At 34.4% G+C, this 18,398-nt stretch carries 17 protein-coding genes; 12 read left to right on the top strand and 5 right to left on the bottom strand.

The features are described 5' to 3' along the window. Window positions 1-37 precede the first annotated feature (37 nt). Window positions 38-2,032 carry a conjugal transfer protein MobC gene (gene mobC, locus JOE44_RS01785; protein ID WP_209784074.1) on the bottom strand — a complete coding sequence of 665 codons (1,995 nt, stop codon included), beginning with the start codon at window positions 2,030-2,032 and terminating at the stop codon, window positions 38-40. 176 nt (window positions 2,033-2,208) lie between these two features. Here mobC and JOE44_RS01780 point away from each other — a divergent pair, with 176 nt between their 5' ends. Beyond that, entirely contained in the window at window positions 2,209-3,216 is a 1,008-nt protein-coding gene (locus JOE44_RS01780) for a PDDEXK nuclease domain-containing protein (RefSeq protein ID WP_209784073.1), read from the top strand. Window positions 3,217-3,230: 14 nt separating this feature from the next. On the opposite strand, the gene mobB is transcribed toward JOE44_RS01780, so the two are convergent. After that, window positions 3,231-4,514, bottom strand: coding sequence for a conjugal transfer protein MobB (mobB, locus tag JOE44_RS01775; protein WP_209784072.1), 1,284 nt, complete (start codon window positions 4,512-4,514; stop codon window positions 3,231-3,233). Continuing rightward, entirely contained in the window at window positions 4,504-4,953 is a 450-nt protein-coding gene (mobA, locus tag JOE44_RS01770) for a conjugal transfer protein MobA (protein ID WP_209784070.1), read from the bottom strand. The genes mobB and mobA overlap by 11 nt, the downstream gene beginning before the upstream one ends. A gap of 555 nt (window positions 4,954-5,508) precedes the next feature. On the opposite strand from mobA, the gene JOE44_RS01765 reads away from it, so the two are divergent. From JOE44_RS01765 to JOE44_RS01755, 3 genes are read left to right on the top strand one after another with little or no spacing between them, the layout of a single operon-like run. Continuing rightward, window positions 5,509-6,276, top strand: coding sequence for a ParA family protein (locus tag JOE44_RS01765; protein ID WP_209784069.1), 768 nt, complete (start codon window positions 5,509-5,511; stop codon window positions 6,274-6,276). 10 nt (window positions 6,277-6,286) lie between these two features. Then, window positions 6,287-6,688, top strand: coding sequence for a DUF3408 domain-containing protein (locus JOE44_RS01760; protein WP_209789043.1), 402 nt, complete (start codon window positions 6,287-6,289; stop codon window positions 6,686-6,688). Window positions 6,689-6,691: 3 nt separating this feature from the next. Next, window positions 6,692-7,306: a conjugal transfer protein TraD gene (locus tag JOE44_RS01755; RefSeq protein WP_209784068.1), complete on the top strand. Its 615-nt coding sequence runs from the start codon at window positions 6,692-6,694 to the stop codon at window positions 7,304-7,306. A 1-nt stretch (window position 7,307) separates the two neighbouring features. Here JOE44_RS01755 and JOE44_RS01750 read toward each other — a convergent pair whose 3' ends face one another. Continuing rightward, a complete protein-coding gene (locus JOE44_RS01750; RefSeq protein ID WP_209784067.1) occupies window positions 7,308-9,050 on the bottom strand; it encodes an ATP-dependent helicase in 1,743 nt (580 codons plus the stop codon). Then, window positions 9,043-11,169: an AAA family ATPase gene (locus JOE44_RS01745; protein ID WP_209784066.1), complete on the bottom strand. Its 2,127-nt coding sequence runs from the start codon at window positions 11,167-11,169 to the stop codon at window positions 9,043-9,045. Before JOE44_RS01745 ends, JOE44_RS01750 begins: the two co-directional genes overlap by 8 nt. 199 nt (window positions 11,170-11,368) lie before the next feature. Here JOE44_RS01745 and JOE44_RS01740 point away from each other — a divergent pair, with 199 nt between their 5' ends. Genes JOE44_RS01740 through traM form a run of 8 tightly spaced genes read left to right on the top strand, consistent with a single transcriptional unit; the run spans window position 11,369 to window position 18,397 of the window. Continuing rightward, a complete protein-coding gene (locus JOE44_RS01740) occupies window positions 11,369-11,674 on the top strand; it encodes a DUF4134 domain-containing protein (RefSeq protein WP_089696771.1) in 306 nt (101 codons plus the stop codon). Between the two features lie 11 nt (window positions 11,675-11,685). Then, window positions 11,686-12,018 (top strand): DUF4133 domain-containing protein, encoded by a 333-nt coding sequence (locus JOE44_RS01735; protein ID WP_209784065.1) that lies wholly within the window; start codon window positions 11,686-11,688, stop codon window positions 12,016-12,018. Further along, window positions 12,015-14,525 (top strand): TraG family conjugative transposon ATPase, encoded by a 2,511-nt coding sequence (locus JOE44_RS01730; protein ID WP_209784064.1) that lies wholly within the window; start codon window positions 12,015-12,017, stop codon window positions 14,523-14,525. Before JOE44_RS01735 ends, JOE44_RS01730 begins: the two co-directional genes overlap by 4 nt. A gap of 21 nt (window positions 14,526-14,546) precedes the next feature. Beyond that, window positions 14,547-15,179: a DUF4141 domain-containing protein gene (locus JOE44_RS01725; RefSeq protein WP_209784062.1), complete on the top strand. Its 633-nt coding sequence runs from the start codon at window positions 14,547-14,549 to the stop codon at window positions 15,177-15,179. 1 nt (window position 15,180) lies between these two features. After that, window positions 15,181-16,173 (top strand): conjugative transposon protein TraJ, encoded by a 993-nt coding sequence (traJ, locus tag JOE44_RS01720; RefSeq protein ID WP_209784061.1) that lies wholly within the window; start codon window positions 15,181-15,183, stop codon window positions 16,171-16,173. A 16-nt stretch (window positions 16,174-16,189) separates the two neighbouring features. Then, entirely contained in the window at window positions 16,190-16,813 is a 624-nt protein-coding gene (gene traK, locus JOE44_RS01715; protein ID WP_209784060.1) for a conjugative transposon protein TraK, read from the top strand. Window positions 16,814-16,823: 10 nt separating this feature from the next. After that, complete coding sequence (locus tag JOE44_RS01710; protein WP_209784059.1) at window positions 16,824-17,102, top strand: hypothetical protein; 279 nt, start codon at window positions 16,824-16,826, stop codon at window positions 17,100-17,102. Then, the gene (gene traM / locus JOE44_RS01705; RefSeq protein ID WP_209784058.1) at window positions 17,099-18,397 is read left to right on the top strand and encodes a conjugative transposon protein TraM; all 1,299 of its coding nucleotides are present in this window, start codon (window positions 17,099-17,101) and stop codon (window positions 18,395-18,397) included. Before JOE44_RS01710 ends, traM begins: the two co-directional genes overlap by 4 nt. Window position 18,398 lies beyond the last annotated feature (1 nt).

The following is an 18,398-nucleotide window of genomic DNA, read 5'->3' as shown; positions in this document are numbered from 1 at the left end:
GCTCAAATTTAATGAAACTTTTTTAAGTTAAAATTTTTCATAAAGCCAAATGCTGCAAATCAGGATCATTTTTAATCCTTTCCAATTCATCTTCAATAATCAAAATAACATCCCTTTTAATCTGTTTATAATTATAATCAATAATCTCTTTCATATTATCATTCCCCTGCAAATCTGTAAAAAATAAAATCTCCGGGATTTTCTGATATCCTTTTATTTCTTCTAAAACTTTTTCGTTGTCAACAACGATTTCAGCGTGAAACATTTTCTGTTCAATACGTTCATCAAAATTATCAGATACTGCTCCTACAAACATTCCTTGACTTAATGTTGAAATTTTTGAAGCTGGTATCAGACTGTCCAGTTGAGTAGATATAGAAGTAGATTTATCGTTTCTGTTAATGGTCATGCTTTGTCTCTTTTGTAAAACCTTTCCAAAACGCTCTGAAAGGCTTTTTGCGGTTTCTCCTACCACCTGCCCACTAAAAATATTTCCCACGGTGTTCTGAATCACCTTACTTTCTTTGTCACCATAATCTCTTGTCAGCTGAGAGAAATCCTGAAATCCAAGACATACTGCTACTTTATTACTTCTTGCGGTTGCAATCAGATTATCCAGTCCCCTGAAATAAATAGTAGGAAGTTCATCAATAATCACAGAACTTTTCAGCTGTCCTTTTTTATTAATCAGCTTTACGATACGGGAATTATATAACCCCAATGCTGCCGAATAAATATTTTGTCTGTCCGGATTATTTCCAACACATAAAATCTTAGGTTCTTTTGGATTATTAATATCTAGTGAAAAGTCATCACCGGTCATCACCCAATACAGTTGTGGAGAAATCATTCTGGATAAAGGAATTTTAGCTGAGGCAATTTGTCCCTGGAGTTGATCCTGTGCACCACCCTGCCACGCATCCATGAACGGAGACAGATAGTTTTCAAGATCAGGATAAGAAGTTAAAATGGTAAAAACATCTGAATATTTTTTATTCAGTAGTTCAATGGCATGAGGAAAAGTACAGTATTTACCATCTTCATAAATTTTTAAAAACCAAATTATCGCTGCCAACAAAATAATGGGTGACTCTACAAAAAAGTCTCCTTGTTTCTGTATCCAACTGCGATTTAGATTCAGCATTATAGTATAGGCGGCTTCATAAGCATCAGATATATCTGTCATGAAATTAGGATGTAAGGGATTACAACGATGACTTTTTCTCGGATCATCAAAATTGATTATATAAAACTTTGGTTTAACCTTATACTTATCATAGTGTTTTAATAAATGATTATAAGCAATATTCGAAAGATCATCAAACTTAAAATCATAGATGTACATAGAAAAGCCTTTCTCAATCTGCTGCTTAATAAAATTGTTTACAATAGCATAGGATTTTCCGGATCCAGGTGTTCCTAAAACAATAGTAGCTCTAAAAGGATTAACAATATTTATCCACCCCTTATTCCATTTTCCGTTGTAATAAAACTTAGTGGGTAAATTGATGGAATATTCATTTTCCATTAACTTTGTTTCCTGCACAAAGCTTTCATTCTCATTATTGAAAACATCTTCCATTAAGTTATTGGTCAATAGTCTGTGCATCCATAATCCACCCACCATGAGAAAAATGTATCCGACAGAGATTGAAATAAAATAAAGAATTGTCCCTGGAAACAAGTTCAGTTTCAATAAAGGAAAATTCAAAAAATACAACAGAAAGCCAATGATTAATACTTTACTAATTTTTGCCCATGTAATTTTCTCATCTTTCACTCCTTTGGTTCCAAGACAGCTTAAAGCCAATAATACCAAGGCAAAAACTTTGGTATAGATTGGGTAAGAAAACAATCCGGTAGTTTTTTGAAAATTAGTGAGTATTGTATCGACAATTTCCAATGTCCAACCTTGCTCTAGAAAAGTGTGATAACAGTACCAGTATAGATGCATAAGTACCATTACAATGCTTACAGCTCTCATAAATCCCATTATTTTAGCAAGTCCCCTTAAGTCGTCTTCACCCTGCATATGATATAATTTTAAGTTCAGGAATGAATGTAGAAGTCATCAGTTCATGAAAATATCAAAGGCTATTATTGGCATCATTTGTCTATCATTGGCATTGTTTAAAATATAATTTAGACGCATTTGAATGACCTGCTCTTTATTGAAAATATTTACATTTGTCATTACAACAAATCAAGATGAATACACTACAATCAAATTATAATAATCTACTTAACAGCATTGGTTCAACTATAGAAACGGCAAGGCAAAATGCTGTGCGAGCCATCAACAGTGAATTGGTGAAATCCAATTGGGAAATCGGCAGGCACATTGTGGAGTATGAACAGCATGGTGAGGAACGAGCTGAATACGGAAGTAATTTATTAGCAGTACTTTCCAAAGATTTGAAACAGCGATATGGCAAAGGATTTGGCAGGCGTAATATACTTGATATGCGTCGTTTTTATCTGGCTTATCCAAAATGGCAGGCAGTGCCTGCCAAATTAAGTTGGACCCATATCATCACATTGTTAGCTATATCAGATGAAAATTCCAGAAAATTTTATGAAAAACAGGCAATAATTGAGAATTGGGGTTACAGAGAACTTGACCGTCAGATCAAGTCTTCGCTGTATGAACGCCTTGCCTTGAGTAAAGATAAAAAAGGAGTCCTGAAACTTTCTGAACTTGGGCATATTATTACAGATGCAGAAGAGGCTGTAAAAGACCCTTATGTTCTTGATTTTTTAAAGATTCCACAAGAAAATATGGTTACTGAAAAAGCATTGGAACAGAAAATCATTGATAATCTTCAATTGTTCCTTCTTGAATTAGGAAAAGGATTTACGTTTGTTGGCAGACAATACAAAATATCGTTAGGGAAAAGGCATTTTTATATTGATTTGGTATTTTATCACCGTATTCTAAAATGCTTTATTCTTATTGATTTAAAAATCAAAGAGGTCGAGCATCATGATATTGGTCAAATGAACCTTTACCTTAACTACTTCAAATCAGAAGAAAATGTAGTGGACGACAATGAACCTATAGGAATTATTCTTTCCGCAGAAAAAGATGAAGTCTTGGTAGAATATGCAACGGGTGGAATTTCCAATAAAATATTTGTTTCAAAATACCAGCTATACTTACCAGACAAAAAAGAATTGCAGCGAAAAGTGCAGGCTCTAATAGCAAAAGAAGGATAGATTTATTTACCATTTTATCGTTTTCTTCTCTTTTTCCGCTTCATCATTTGTTGTGCAAAAATTTCGTCTTCGTGATCTTCACCCTGCACCGTTGGTAAAAACCCAGGCAATGAATTTTCATCGTTATAGATGTTATTATTATTTTCACTACTCAAAAACCCAAATAAAGAATGGATTTCAGCAGAGAAGAACTTATCTGTCGGAACAGATTGAGATTCCTGCTGTTTTAAATCGGAACTTTTTCTATGGGTTTGTTGATTCTTCCAAAGATCATTAAATATGTTGGCTGAATACTGTTTTCCGAGACTTGATCCATTCCAGACGGTTCTGGAATTATGGTCTATAAATGTAATGCCATATAACCTTCCAGTTTCATTTCTTCGTATCACAGTATTAATACCTTTGGCTCTCATTTTCTCAACAAAAGCCCTTTCATTATTACTGGATTTCAAAACATCATCAATAATTGCTTTTATTTCAGATTTATTAGAGGAGTTTAGCACAAGTTCTTTACTTTTCAAAAAGTGTGATTCCAAGGCGTTCAGTCCCGCCATTTTACCCATGATTGAAGCTTTAAAGGGATGCCCAATCTTTTGCTTATTTTTGTCTAATGCAAAATAGACTAAACCTCGCTGTGGTTTTCCATGCAACTCACCCTCAATTTTTTCAGCATTAATATTAAAAAGTGAAAGCAAAGCATTGTACTCTCCCAGCGTTTTAAATGAATAATAATCAGCTATATTTCGAATTACAGAAGCTATTTGATTTTTACTATTACCTGCCTGATAATCAACAGGACTAAAAATCAGCTTATTTTCAGATTTTTTTTGCTTTGTTGCTGATAGCAAATTATAACTTCTTTCCAGCTTTCTACATATCTCCATTGATCTTTTTTTCTCAAATTTATCTGAGATTTTTTTACCATATTCATCCACACCTACTGAAACTATGTGAATGTGGCTGCGGTCAATATCGGTATGTTTAAATACAATATAGGGTTGTTTTCCATAGCCCATTTCATTCATGTAATCTTCTGCCATCTTTACAAAATCCGTATCGCTTACTCTATCATTCGGATCGGGATTAAGTGATATGTGCAGTGTGTGTTTTTCTGTGTTTTTATTGGCCGCTAAATAAGGTTCAAACGATTCAATCAGCTTTGGTATTGTATATTTATTGTCTGGAGTTTCAATCATATTATTGGTAAATAATATGATTGCATTTCCCTGCTCAACTTTAAGATGATTGTAAGCCAATGCACCATATAACTTGCTGCTTCGTCCAATTTTAGCGATCATTTTCTTTCAATTTTCTATGATGACTTGAGTTAAATTCATTTGCCAATTCAATGATTTTCCGACATAAAATAGTAAGTTCAACAGTTTGTTTTTCCAATCGATATAAAAATGCAGCGGCTTTTTTTTCGGTAAAATGAGTATATAATAATTTGACAACCTGATTATAATTAACACCGACTGCTCGGAATTGAGAATAAAAGGAAGTAAGTCTCATATAAAAATCAACAGATCCTTTGTCAATCTTTACTGTTTTAATCTCTTTGGAAAATAGTACAGAAGTAATAAATCGAGCTTTATTATCGATTCCTGAAGCTTCAAAAAGGGACAAAAATTTGTTATTTTCATCATCATTCAAACGAAAAACATAACGATGAATAGAGGGATCAACCTTAGGTTTTCTTCCTCCTTTATTTCTATTGTTTTTTTTCTGATTATCCATTAGATTTCTATTTTAACAGTTATAAACCTCGACTTTGGAGAGTGTTTTAAAGCTCCCGGCAGGGCAAGTTGTTTTGAGGCACTCAAAACACAACTTGCCGTGTTCAGGTGAACACTATAAACACAGCTGATAAAACTGCTTGAGCAGTTATAAATTATTTTTTAGATGTCACGGAAAAACTGGGTTTCTCTCCGATTTATCCATAGTGTAATTTAAGGTCTATTTGCCCCCCTTCATAACTTCCATAGTTTCCAAATAGCGTCATAAAATACCAGAGAGTGCCTACTGAAAACATTGATATCAAAAGGTGTTTTATTTACGGTATTATTTAAAACAAGTAGTAAAAAAAGCAAGAAATAAAAATGTAAAACTGTAAAAGCATTTTTAAATATTTAAAAACGACAGTACCACTTACAAAACCTAAGTTCATACAGACAATTAACAATATTTCAAAGTATACAAATAAGTTTATAACAGGTAAAAAAACATACCTACTAAGAAATAATAAACGTATAAAAACAAGCAATAAAGAAAATAACAATCAAATTTCACAAAATGGAAACAATAAAGAAAACATTGAAAATAAGTTTTTCTACACAAAAAGGGGGTGTTGGAAAATCAACTATCACAACCCTCCTGGCGAGTATGCTTCACTACCGTTTAGAGTATAATATACTGGTTATAGATTGTGATTTTCCACAATATAGCTTAAGTAATATGAGAGAGCGTGATAAAAAGGCAATCATGGTGAATGATTATTACAAAAAGGCAGCCATGAAGCAGTTTCAACACCTTAACAAAAAAGCATATCCTATTATTAGATCAAAAGCAGATACAGCATTGGAATCCGCATCAGATTATTTACAACAAACGACTATTGTTCCTGATATTATATTTTTTGATCTCCCCGGAACTGCTAACACAAAGGGTGTCCTCACTACATTAAAAGCTATGGACTTTATCTTTGCTCCTTTAACTGCTGACCGTCTGGTTGTAGAGAGTACTTTAGGATTTACTAAAGCCTTTTTAGGATTACCACAAACAGAAAATGACAGCAGACAACAATCCATTTGGTTGTTCTGGAATCAGACTGATGGACGTGAAAAAACAGGATTATATGACATTTATGAAAAGGTAATTATAGAACTCCAGCTTAACATTATGAATATTAGGATTATGGAAAGCAAAAAATTCCGTAAAGAATCTGATGATATGAATAATAGTATTTTCAGATCCAGCTTGTTACCGGCAGAATCACATCTTTTAAAAGCTACAAAAATGAATTTGTTTATTGAAGAGTTTTTACAAATCATACAATTATAAAAGGAGAATGATGGCTATAGAAAAAGAAAATATAGAGCATGAAAAACCTCATGTAGATGAAGATTATTTAATGCAGGTCATCAGTGGTGAAGAACTTGCAACGTTAAAAACAAAAGATCAAAAAAAAGAACCACCTATTCAAAAATCTAAGGAAAAATCAAAAATTAATTCTACCAAAAAAGGAACCTATGAAGATACATTCTTGATCAATCGATTTCCTTCAGGTCGTAATGGCAAAGTTGTCTACATAAGACCTGAATACCATGAAAGACTGTTGAGAATTGTCCAGCTTACAAGAGAAGACCGCACAACGCTTTACTCTTACATTGATAATATTCTAGAACAACATTTCTTGGATTATGGAAATGACATCACCGATTATTTTAACCAACATTTTAAACCAATACTGTAAGTTATGGAAACTGTCATTGTTATATGCTTAGTCACAATAATCTTGTTACTTCTACATGATAAAATTATTCTTAAGCCAGCTTCAAGCTCTTCAAAAGAGGATAAGAAAGTCCTTCATAACACTCATAACATTATGGGTAAAGCTAAAACATTTCCAAGTCATGTGCCTCCAATCTCTCTCATTGAAAGACAAAAAAAGGAACTTGAAATTGACCCAGCGACTTTAGACATAGAATACGATATAAACGAAAACATCTATATTCAAAATCTAGAGGAAGAACCGGAAAGGTTTTTTAATAATGAACCTAATTTTATTGAAGAGGAAGAAGAATGGAAAAAATATAGAATTATAAACGAGGACAATGGTTTTGCCCAAGGGGTTACCTTCGAAGAACTGAGCACTGCAAAGATCATCTTACAACAAGAAGTCTGTGATATATCTGAAAAAGAAACAGCAGTAGCTGTAGTTCAGAAAATATACGGAACCGATTTATATGCCCTACTAGAAAATTCTATCGAAAATACTTCCCATAAAATAGCTGAGCTATTGGATAAGGGTTTTGACTGCACAGGAACAAAAGGTTCGACAAGTAATTTTAATATTAATGGTTTGCTATGAACTAGTCGTAATTATAGACAACCGTAGTCAATTGATTTGTTGGACAGTACGATCTACCAGACTGTGTAGTTCTTCCTGTTTCCGAAAATAAATATAGAGCTCTTTTAGATCTTGAACATATTACGTATAATAGCTTTTTTGCAGCAATATCATTATTTTCATTCCAATTAGGCACTTTACCATGCAGTAACCCAAATGCAATAACAGTATCGAACTCTTCTCCTTTTATACCATGACAAGTATTTACGACAACACCTTCTTCATGTTTGAACATTTTACGAAAACTATGAATATCTTTAGCCATATCAAAGTCAGGATTATTCAATCTTTTTTTTGCTCCGTCAATAAACGAAGTAAGTTGCTCATTTAGCAATTTATTGGAAACTAAATTAATTTGTAATCTATCAAGTAGCTGACTAAAACAATCTTCAAGATGCTCTATACCATCTGTATTAGTAGAAGAAATAGTATTAATAACTTTTAATAATTTCTTTGACCTAAAGTTAAGATTTTCAAATAGTGTTATTCCAAAACTTTCCAGTTCTAGTAACAGTTCACTGCTCCACCGTTTTCTTATAATAAAGTTTGTGGGTGAAGGAGAAACAAGAAAAAGTCTAGCAATTTTAAACCAAATATTTTCTCTATTTTTCTGTAATGGCGAAAGACCAACCGCATCAAATTTCACATTTGGCAATAAAGTCTTTAATCTTCTTCCCATTGGTATTACTAAATACCAATTGGGTGCAAGTACGCAGATTTCATTTTCTGGTATACCTTCACCTATTTTCTCTTCAATAATCCGAGCAATTTCTACTACCAGATCATCTTTATCTACTTCTGTATCATATTTTATGATAGCTCTATCTTGAGCATTTGATCCCAGTGCAAGAATTTCGACATCAGTAATTTGAAAGTTTTTATTATAATTTATTATTTGCTGATTTGAGCGATAATTTCCAGTTAATTCTTTACTCAGAAAAGTTTCTTGGAACTCATATTCTATTTCCTTGTGATTTTTAGCAACACCTCCTAAAGATCCATATATTGCCTGATCAGAATCTCCGACAATGAACATTTTACAACTTCCTCTGTCTGCTTTCATTATGCTACTAAGAATCGAATATTGTAATTGCTGTGTATCCTGATATTCATCAACACAAATTAAATGAAACATTTTTTTTAAAATCGAAGCAATTTTTGGATAGGTTGAAATTAGCTTATATGAATAATGCAAAATTTGATCAAAATCTATTAGTTTATCCTTAGCTAAAATTTCATGATATTTATCTAATAATTCTCTAAACACAACTTCTTCTTTTTCACCAGTAAGCAAATATCTAGTAGATACATTGTCAAAAAAACGTAATCCGTACTCTGTTTTTAGATCATTAATAATTTTTTCTGAATTATACTCATCAGATATTGAAAATCCATTTTTAAGTTCATCCAGATAGCATCTATATGGTCGTATTATCCATTCCAAACAAAAGGCATGAATTGTACCCGCCCATAAAGCACTATCATCCATATTGAAATCTCTAATTCTTCGCTGAATTTCATCAGCTGCCCTATTAGTAAATGTTACAGCAATAATGATCTTTTTAGAATTAAAACTTTTTTCAAGTTCATACGCGATCTTATGTGTTAATGTTCTTGTTTTACCACTTCCTGGACAAGCTGTTAATAAAACATTTCCCGCAGCTTCAATAGCTGTAATTTGTTGTTTATTTAATCCCTTAAGCATCTATTAAAACCATTATTTCTGATAAAACATCATTTTGTAATTCTTTTTTATAATAGTCTAATGCTTCTGTTTCATCATCAAAAGCACTTAGATTTGCAGAGATTTCAGAGTAATTTAATTTATCAATATGGACATCTACTAGTTGACTAATTCTGTATTTTGCGATATAAATAAGAATAGATTTTTTAATGTTTGGACAAGCAAATATCAATGCTTCCAAGATGTATTGAGGAATATATGTGAGATGATTTATATTTTCTGAAATCATAATTGAAAACCATCCTTTCCCAAATTTTTCCGCAAGTCTTAAAATCTCCTTTCCTGAAATTGCAACATTATCATTATCAATAAGAGACCCAATACTTTCAATATTCTTCTTTTGTTTATAGGCTTTTTTAACCGTCACTTTTATTTCATGAGAATTATACTCCAATAAAAAATCAACCTCAAATGTATGTTTTGCATAAAATGCTTTAACATAATCATTATTTTCACAGAAACCATCTAGATCTTTCTTTCTATCTTCTCCGGAAATCTCTGAATTACGACAATCTCTCTGATATTGATCATCATCTTTTTTATCTTTTGGCAAAGGAACTATGGAAATATCATTATCAGTCAGAATACTACATCTTCTCCTTACCCTATCTTCATGAAAAAGTTGAGCTATATTTTCAAAACCAGTACTTCCAATATTTATTATAGAGATTCCTAATTCATCTAAACTAACACCCAACACCTTCTTTATTAATACCGGAATTAAAATATGTTCGGCGTCACCTTCAACCAATATAACTCCTTTTGCAAATAACAAATTAGTTCTATTTGCATCCAAATATCTTTCTAATTTGATAACCTCATTAGGTTCAAGATTATTAGAAGGATTAAAAACCTCAGCCTTTTTCTTACCCCTTGCGAGAATATTTATTGAACTAATAGCTGATACAGAAGATATGTGTGTAGAGTGAGTAGAAATAAAGACCTGTGTACTGTCCTTATCTAATTTTTGGAAAAGTGTTTTCTGTATATGATTATGAATATGTGCTTCAGGTTCTTCTATCAGAATAAAATTAGCAATTTTTTCATTTTTTTTAATTCTTTCAAACTCTAATAATTTAAGTGATATATATATTAAATTAGCTCCACCTAAGCTCAACTCTCCAAGCCTTCCGTCATAATCTTCTTCATCAGGGTCTCCTACCCATAGTTTTAGAGACTGTAACAACCTCTCCATATTGGCAGGAAGCTCGGACTTGATATTTACATTTGGAGCATAAGTTTCTCCAACAGTATCCCTCATAGTTTGTGAAATACCTGATGACACACTTTTAACCTCATCTAATGCTGAAATTGAGCTATTCAACTCTTCAACCTGATTTTCTAGTTCGCTTTTTTTCTCAATTGGAATATTCTTTTCTTTATCTCTTAAAAGATTTATAAGGGGATTATCTTTAAATGATCTTAAATCTGCCTCAACATCTCTTAAAGCCTTAGCAAAAGTGCATGCAAATTCATTAGGTATCGATATTCCATACATTTTAATTCCATAAACGTCCACTTTTTCCTCATCAGGATCTGGAAATGTCATCGATTCAAAATCTCCAACAAATGATGAATAATTCTCATCTATTGAAAAATCAATACTTCCTCTTCCAGTGTAGACAGTTTCATAATCATTTAAACTTATCTGTGACAAAATTTCAGATAATTCTTCCTTCGTTTTACCTTCTTTTTCTGAAAACTCAAACAAACTTCGTCTAATGTCGATTCTGGGACGAAAAAATAAAGAGTATGTTCCCTTTGAACTATCAAAGTTTTCAGCATCTGCCATTTTATGCATTGCAATTGATTGAGCCTCCTCGCCATTATCTAAATCATCAAAAATTATTTGAATTACTATCCAGTGTCCAGCCCAATTTCCGATAGAACGATTGAAATCATTTTCGTAAAATCTGATTGACCTAGGCATACTATCATCAATCATTATTCTTAATGCATGGAAAAGATTTGATTTTCCAGCTCCGTTTTCACCGATAATAGTATTGACTCCTTTTGTAAAACCTAATGATGCCGAATTAAAATTTCTGAAATTTCGAAGAGAAAGTCTCGATATGTACATGTGTTTTTAGTTTTTAGCAAAAATAACTAAAGTTTCATAAAGTACATCACAACATGAATTTTAGAATGTAACATTCAGAGAATTTTAATGCCAAATACTTCCCTAAAATCTCATTTCTTTAATTAAATCTCTTCTTCCAAACACCTTTGTCTCAAGACCCATAAAGCATGGGTTTCATAATCATAAAAATCTATTCATTATGAAAAGACAAAGAAAAAAAATCATGTTCACAGCATTTCTTATGCTTATTGGTTTGGGTATTAATGCCCAAGGAAACGGTTCTGCAGGAATCACTGAAGCTACGCAAATGGTCACGTCCTATTTTGATCCTGCAACGAAACTGATCTATGCTATCGGAGCTGTTGTAGGATTGATTGGTGGTGTCAAGGTTTACAACAAATTCAGCAGTGGAGATCCTGATACCAGTAAAACTGCTGCTAGTTGGTTTGGAGCCTGTATCTTTTTAATTGTAGCAGCCACTATCCTACGTTCATTCTTCCTTTAAAATAATTGATTATGAATACCTATCATATCAATAAAGGCATAGGGAGAACGGTTGAGTTCAAAGGATTGAAAGCACAGTACCTGTTCATTTTTGCAGGAGGATTATTGGGAATACTCTTATTCATAATGATCATGTATATGGCTGGTGTCAATACTTATATCTGTTTACTTCTTGGCGGAACTACTTCCGGTCTTCTCATTTGGAAGACGTTTTCTCTCAACAAAAAGTATGGAGAACATGGAGTAATGAAATTGGGAGCAAAAAAGAAGCATCCAAAGTACATCATTAGCCGTAAATCCATTTTTAGATATATCAGAGTACACTCTAAAAAAACTGTATCATGAGAAATCAATCGAGAGTGGCAACGCTGGAAAGTAGATTTCCACTGCTGGCTATTGAAGAGAACTGCATCATTTCGAAAGATGCTGATGTTACGGTTTGTTTCAAGGTAAGGCTTCCTGAACTTTTTACAGTAGCATCAGCTGAATATGAAGCTATCCATTCTTCATGGTTTAAGGCTATAAAGACGTTACCTGATTACAGTATTGTTCATAAGCAGGACTGGTTTATTAAAGAGAACTATCAACCTGATTTATCGAGTGATGCTCAAAACTTTTTATCAAAGTCTTTTGAGAGACATTTTAATGAAAGACCATTCCTTAATCATTATTGCTATCTCTTTATTACTAAGACTACGAAGGAAAGAATGAGGATGCAGAGTAATTTCTCATCGCTTTGCAAAGGTGTTTTAATTCCAAAAGAAATCAGAAATAAGGAAGTGATGAGTCGCTTTATGGAAGCAGTTGATCAGTTTGAAAGAATTATGAACGACAGTGGATATATTTTCTTAGAAAAGATGTCCGCTGATGAAATTACGGGAACTGAAAAACAATCAGGACTTCTTGAACAATATTTGACCTTATCCCGAGAAATCAACCCTTCTCTTCAGGATCTGAATTTAGGGGCAGAAGAAATGCGTATTGGTAACAACCGCATTACCATCCACACCTTGTCTGATACAGATGATCTTCCGGGAACAGTTTCCTCCCATAGCCGCTATGAGAAACTGAGTACTGACCGAAGTGACTGTTTACTCTCTTTTGCTTCTCCTGTGGGACTTTTGCTCAATTGTAATCATATCTACAATCAGTATTTGTTTATTGATAACAGTGATGACAATCTTCGTCAGTTTGAAAAATCTGCCAGAAATATGCATTCACTGGCAAGGTACAGCAGAGCCAATCAAATTAATAAGGAATGGATTGAGAAATACCTGAATGAAGCTCATTCTTTTGGATTACAATCCATCCGTGCTCATTTTAATGTGATGTCATGGTCTGACAACCCCAATGAATTGAAGCAAATCAAGAATGACACAGGAAGTGCTTTGGCACTCATGGAATGTAAGCCAAGACATAATACAACAGATGCTGCCACATTATACTGGACAGGTATTCCTGGAAATTCCGGAGATTTTCCGAGTGAGGAAAGCTTCCATACATTTATTGAACCTGCTTTGTGCTTTTTTACTGAGGAAACCAATTATCAGAATTCACCCTCTCCATTTGGGATCAAAATGGCAGATAGACTGACGGGAAAACCTGTTCACCTGGATATTTCAGATCTTCCTATGAAACAGGGAATCATTACCAATCGAAACAAGTTCATTTTGGGACCTTCGGGGAGTGGGAAGTCTTTCTTCACCAACCATATGGTGAGGCAGTATTATGAACAGGGAGCCCATGTACTACTGGTCGACACCGGAAATTCTTATCAGGGGTTATGCGAACTCATCAAAGGTAAAACTAAAGGTGAAGACGGAGTCTACTTTACCTATACTGAAGATAATCCAATAGCCTTCAATCCATTCTATACTGATGATGGGGTTTTTGATATAGAAAAACGGGAAAGTATAAAAACGTTAATTCTTACACTATGGAAAAGAGATGATGAACCACCAACCCGCTCAGAAGAAGTGGCATTATCCAATGCTGTTAGCGGATACATTGAAAAGATTAAAAGCAGTGATCAACATCCCTCTTTTAATGGATTTTATGAATATGTCAAAGATGATTATCAGAAAGTGCTGGAGCAGAAAAAGGTCAGGGAAAAGGATTTTGACATTGCTAATTTTCTTAATGTTCTGGAACCATATTATAAAGGCGGAGAATATGATTACTTATTAAATTCAGAAAAGCAATTAGATCTTTTATCCAAGCGATTCATTGTTTTTGAGATTGATGCCATTAAAGATCATAAAATCCTGTTTCCTATTGTAACCATCATCATTATGGAGGTCTTCATTAACAAAATGCGAAGACTAAAGGGAATCAGAAAGCTGATCCTGATCGAAGAAGCCTGGAAGGCGATTGCTAAAGAAGGAATGGCTGAGTATATTAAATACCTCTTCAAGACTGTAAGAAAATTCTTTGGCGAAGCTATAGTTGTTACACAGGAGGTGGATGACATTATACAGTCTCCTATCGTTAAGGAGAGCATCATCAACAATTCAGACTGCAAGATCCTGTTGGATCAGCGAAAATACATGAACAAGTTTGATGACATTCAGGCTATGCTGGGTCTTACAGACAAAGAAAAAGCACAGGTTCTTTCCATCAATATGAATAATGATTCTAAAAGGCTTTATAAGGAGGTCTGGATTGGATTGGGAGGAACACACTCTGCAGTATATGCCACTGAAGTTTCCACAGAGGAATATCTGGCCTATACCACAGAAGAAACAGAGAAAATGGAAGTCATGCAATTGGCTTCTGAACTTGATGGCAATGTAGAGCATGCCATCAAGAGGATTTCCCTTAGGAGAATCAAATCGAACACAAAAGAAAATTAAATCATTTAAAATTTTATACCAATGAAAAATCTAATCATTACAAGCGTTATGGTTATTGTATTAGCCATAACATCATTTGCAAAAGCACAATTTGTGGTTACTGACCCGGCTAATCTGGCTTCAGGAATACTCAACTCTGCTAATGAAATCGTACAGACCTCATCGACCGTTTCGAATGTAGTTAAGAATTTCAATGAAGTTAAAAAGGTGTATGAGCAGGGTAAGGAATATTATGACAAATTAAAAGCAGTTAATAATCTGGTGAAAGATGCACGCAAAGTTCAGCAAACAGTTTTATTGGTGGGTGACGTTTCAGAAATGTATGTCAATAATTTCGGAAAAATGCTGAATGATCCCAATTTCAATGCGCAGGAATTAACAGCAATAGCCAATGGTTATTCAACACTATTAAACGAAAGCACTGAACTGCTTAAAGAGCTAAAGCAGATTGTCACTTCTACCAATCTATCATTGAATGATAAGGAAAGAATAGAAATCATTGACAGAGTATATAAAGAGGTTAAAGATTATCACAATCTGGTAAGATATTACACCAATAAGAATATCTCTGTTAGTTATCTGAGAGCCAAAAAGCAGAACAATACACAAAGAGTTCTCAACCTGTATGGTACCGTTAATCAAAAATACTGGTAAGATGGAACCTACTAATTTACATGAGGTGCTTCGTTCCGTGTATGAAGAGATGATGCCGATGTGTGCTGACATGGCGGCAGTTGCAAAAGGAGTTGCTGGATTGGGAGCATTATTTTATGTGGCAGTAAAGGTTTGGCAGGCTTTAAGCCGTTCCGAACCTATCGATCTCTTCCCTATGCTTAGACCGTTTGCCATCGGAATCTGCATTATGTTCTTTTCAACAATAGTTCTGGGCAGTATCAACGGAGTATTAAGTCCTATCGTTCAAGGCAGTCATTCGATGTTGGAGGGTCAGGTCTTGGATCTCAATGAACTCCAGCAAAAAAAAGATCTACTGGAACGAGAAGCTATGCTGAGAAATCCTGAAATGGCTTATCTCATTTCTGATGAAGAATTTGACAAAAAATTGGAAGAACTGGGATGGTCACCTTCAGATTTGGTTACGATGTCGGGAATGTATATTGAAAGGGAAATGTTTGCCATTAAAAAGGATATCAGAGACGGTTTCAGAGAATTTCTGGAAATACTCTTTCAGGCAGCGGCATTGGTGATTGATACGATCAGAACTTTCTTTCTCATTGTGCTTTCGATTCTTGGTCCCATTGCATTTGCCATATCGGTTTGGGATGGTTTTCAGTCTACACTAACCCAATGGTTAACCAGATATATCAGTGTATACCTATGGCTTCCTGTTGCTGATATGTTCAGTGCGATCCTTGCCAAAATCCAATCCCTTATTATCGAAAGGGACATCGAAATGCTGGCAGATCCCAACTTTATTCCTGACACTTCCAATACGGTATACATTATCTATATGATCATTGGAATCATTGGCTATTTCACTGTGCCTACGGTTACAGGCTGGATCATTCAGGCAGGTGGAGCGGGAAACTTTATGCGTAATGTTACCCAGATGGCACAAAAGTCAGGAAATGTTGCGGGTGCTACTGCGGGTGCAGCAGCAGGTAATATATCAGGACAACTTCTCAAATAATCAAAAAAACAAAAAAATGGAATTTAAAACCTTAAGAAATATTGAAAATAGTTTTAAGCAAATCAGATTGTTCACTTTTGTTTTTGCCATCCTTTGTTTTGGAGTTGTCGGCATTGTTGTATACAAATCTTACAGTTTTGCAGAAGAACAAAGACAAAAGATATATGTCCTTGACAATGGTAAATCATTGATGGTAGCCTTGTCCCAGGATATGTCTATCAACAGACCAGTAGAAGCCAGAGAACATGTAAGGCGTTTTCACGAACTCTTCTTTACTGTGGCTCCGGATAAAAATGCTATTGAGAGCAATGTGAAAAGAGCTTTTAATATGGCCGACCAATCTGCATTCAATTACTATAAGGATCTCTCTGAGAAAGGATATTACAACAGGGTTATCAGCGGAAATATTCAACAGCGAATTGAAATTGACAGTGTGGTTGCCGATTTTAACAACTACCCCTATGCTGTAAAGACGTATGGAAAGCAATTCATTATACGCTCAAGTAATTTAACGATCCGAAATCTTGTTACGAACTGTCAACTGGTCAATTCTGTCAGATCAGACAGCAACCCTCAGGGGTTTACGATTGAAAAATTCAATGTCATTGAGAACAAAGATGTTGAAACTGTTAACCGATAAAAACAGTCATATGAAAAAATTAAGAATAAGAATTGAGGAATCTGTTGAAAAAGCAGAAGGGAAATGGAAATCCTTACCTACCAAAAGACAACGCTCTTTGACCAAGATATTTTTTACAGCGTATGCGATAATGACGATTTTAACGGTCATTCATCTATGGTCAAAAGGTTCAGAAAGTAGAGCTATTCTTTCAGTTGGACATATCAATAACATTCCAAAGGAGATAAAGATGCGATATCAGCCGCCTGAAAATTCAGTAAGTAGTTCAACCCATAAAACATCCCCATGAAAGATACAGGAACTATTAAAATCACCGAAGGAAACAGCCATTCCTCAGACGAAAATGAACCTTTGGATCGTAAGCCAAAGTGGGAAAAATTTAAAAAGCCGATCATTTATTTTTTAATGTTCATTGCTTGTATTGGATGCTTTTATCTGATTTTTAAGCCTAAAGATGATAAAAAAGTGATTGAAGAGGCAGGTATAAATGCTGAAGTACCACAAGCTGCGGATGACAAATTACAAGCAGATAAGCAGAAGGCGTATGAGCTAAAGTTGTTGGAACAGAAAAATGAAGAAAAAAGAAATGCAATGACAAACCTTTCAGATTATTGGAGTGAATCAAATGGTTCAAATCAGCTGACTACTCTATCTCCAGAATCTTATAACAATGCTCAGACAGCAGATCAGAATGCTTTGAACAGCTATCGCAATGCACAACAAACATTGGGATCATTTTACAGCAGAGATGAGCATGAGGTTACCCAATTAAAAAGGGAAATTAACAGGCTTAAGAATGAAATTTCACAAAAGGATGCCATTCCGAGTACAGGAGGAATCAATGATCAGTTAGAATTGATGGAAAAGTCTTATCAGATGGCGGCAAAATACCTACCTGTACCAAAGCAGCAGGAAGAGCCTGAGCCAAAGAAAACCTCTGAGGCAACGTCTGAAGAAAACAAAATCAAAATAACGGCAGTACAACTTCAAAAACGCAACGTCGTATCCAGCTTGTATCGAGAACCTTCAGACAGTACTTTTTTAGCATCCATCAGTCATAATCGATTTTCGGGGTTACAGAATGAACAGGAAAATACGGTATTCGAGAATCACAGCAGTATACATGCCGTAATACATGAAACCATGACATTGGTAAATGAAAGTATTGTGCCCTTACGACTAACACAAGGTTTGCTCCTTGGAAGGATAACCATTCCTTCAGGTACAGTGTTAAAAGCATCAGGAAAGTTTCAGGGAGGAAGACTGTTATTAAAAATTTCAAGCATTGAATACAAAGGAACCATCACTCCTGTCGATATTAATATTCATGATAATGACGGGCAGTTGGGGCTTTACATTCCCTATTCTTCAGAACAGACCGCTATTAAGGATATAGCATCCAACATGAGCCAGAATTCCGGGACCAATATCATGATGACCCAATCGGCAGGACAACAGGTTGCTGCCGATCTCACCAGAGGTTTGGTTCAGGGAGTTTCGGGATACTTTCAAAAGAAGGTAAGACAACCTAAAATTACTGTTAAGGCAGGACATCAGGTACTTTTAGTTTCAAAAAATAATTAAC

Source organism: Chryseobacterium sp. PvR013 (assembly GCF_017833095.1).
Taxonomy (GTDB): Bacteria; Bacteroidota; Bacteroidia; order Flavobacteriales; family Weeksellaceae; genus Chryseobacterium; species Chryseobacterium culicis_A.
Note: the sequence above shows the minus strand (reverse complement) of the source record. Positions and strands in the feature narration are given on the sequence as shown.

What these genes read in the sequence shown, in the direction of transcription:
- JOE44_RS01725 (WP_209784062.1), top strand. Translation starts at nt 14,547, where the DNA reads ATGAAAAATCTAATCATTACAAGCGTTATGGTTATTGTATTAGCCATA.
- traK (WP_209784060.1), top strand. Translation starts at nt 16,190, where the DNA reads ATGGAATTTAAAACCTTAAGAAATATTGAAAATAGTTTTAAGCAAATC.
- mobB (WP_209784072.1), bottom strand. Translation starts at nt 4,514, where the DNA reads ATGATCGCTAAAATTGGACGAAGCAGCAAGTTATATGGTGCATTGGCT.
- mobA (WP_209784070.1), bottom strand. Translation starts at nt 4,953, where the DNA reads ATGGATAATCAGAAAAAAAACAATAGAAATAAAGGAGGAAGAAAACCT.
- JOE44_RS01740 (WP_089696771.1), top strand. Translation starts at nt 11,369, where the DNA reads ATGAAAAGACAAAGAAAAAAAATCATGTTCACAGCATTTCTTATGCTT.
- JOE44_RS01780 (WP_209784073.1), top strand. Translation starts at nt 2,209, where the DNA reads ATGAATACACTACAATCAAATTATAATAATCTACTTAACAGCATTGGT.
- JOE44_RS01755 (WP_209784068.1), top strand. Translation starts at nt 6,692, where the DNA reads ATGGAAACTGTCATTGTTATATGCTTAGTCACAATAATCTTGTTACTT.
- JOE44_RS01750 (WP_209784067.1), bottom strand. Translation starts at nt 9,050, where the DNA reads ATGCTTAAGGGATTAAATAAACAACAAATTACAGCTATTGAAGCTGCG.
- JOE44_RS01730 (WP_209784064.1), top strand. Translation starts at nt 12,015, where the DNA reads ATGAGAAATCAATCGAGAGTGGCAACGCTGGAAAGTAGATTTCCACTG.
- mobC (WP_209784074.1), bottom strand. Translation starts at nt 2,032, where the DNA reads ATGCAGGGTGAAGACGACTTAAGGGGACTTGCTAAAATAATGGGATTT.
- JOE44_RS01735 (WP_209784065.1), top strand. Translation starts at nt 11,686, where the DNA reads ATGAATACCTATCATATCAATAAAGGCATAGGGAGAACGGTTGAGTTC.
- JOE44_RS01765 (WP_209784069.1), top strand. Translation starts at nt 5,509, where the DNA reads ATGGAAACAATAAAGAAAACATTGAAAATAAGTTTTTCTACACAAAAA.
- traJ (WP_209784061.1), top strand. Translation starts at nt 15,181, where the DNA reads ATGGAACCTACTAATTTACATGAGGTGCTTCGTTCCGTGTATGAAGAG.
- JOE44_RS01760 (WP_209789043.1), top strand. Translation starts at nt 6,287, where the DNA reads ATGGCTATAGAAAAAGAAAATATAGAGCATGAAAAACCTCATGTAGAT.
- traM (WP_209784058.1), top strand. Translation starts at nt 17,099, where the DNA reads ATGAAAGATACAGGAACTATTAAAATCACCGAAGGAAACAGCCATTCC.
- JOE44_RS01745 (WP_209784066.1), bottom strand. Translation starts at nt 11,169, where the DNA reads ATGTACATATCGAGACTTTCTCTTCGAAATTTCAGAAATTTTAATTCG.
- JOE44_RS01710 (WP_209784059.1), top strand. Translation starts at nt 16,824, where the DNA reads ATGAAAAAATTAAGAATAAGAATTGAGGAATCTGTTGAAAAAGCAGAA.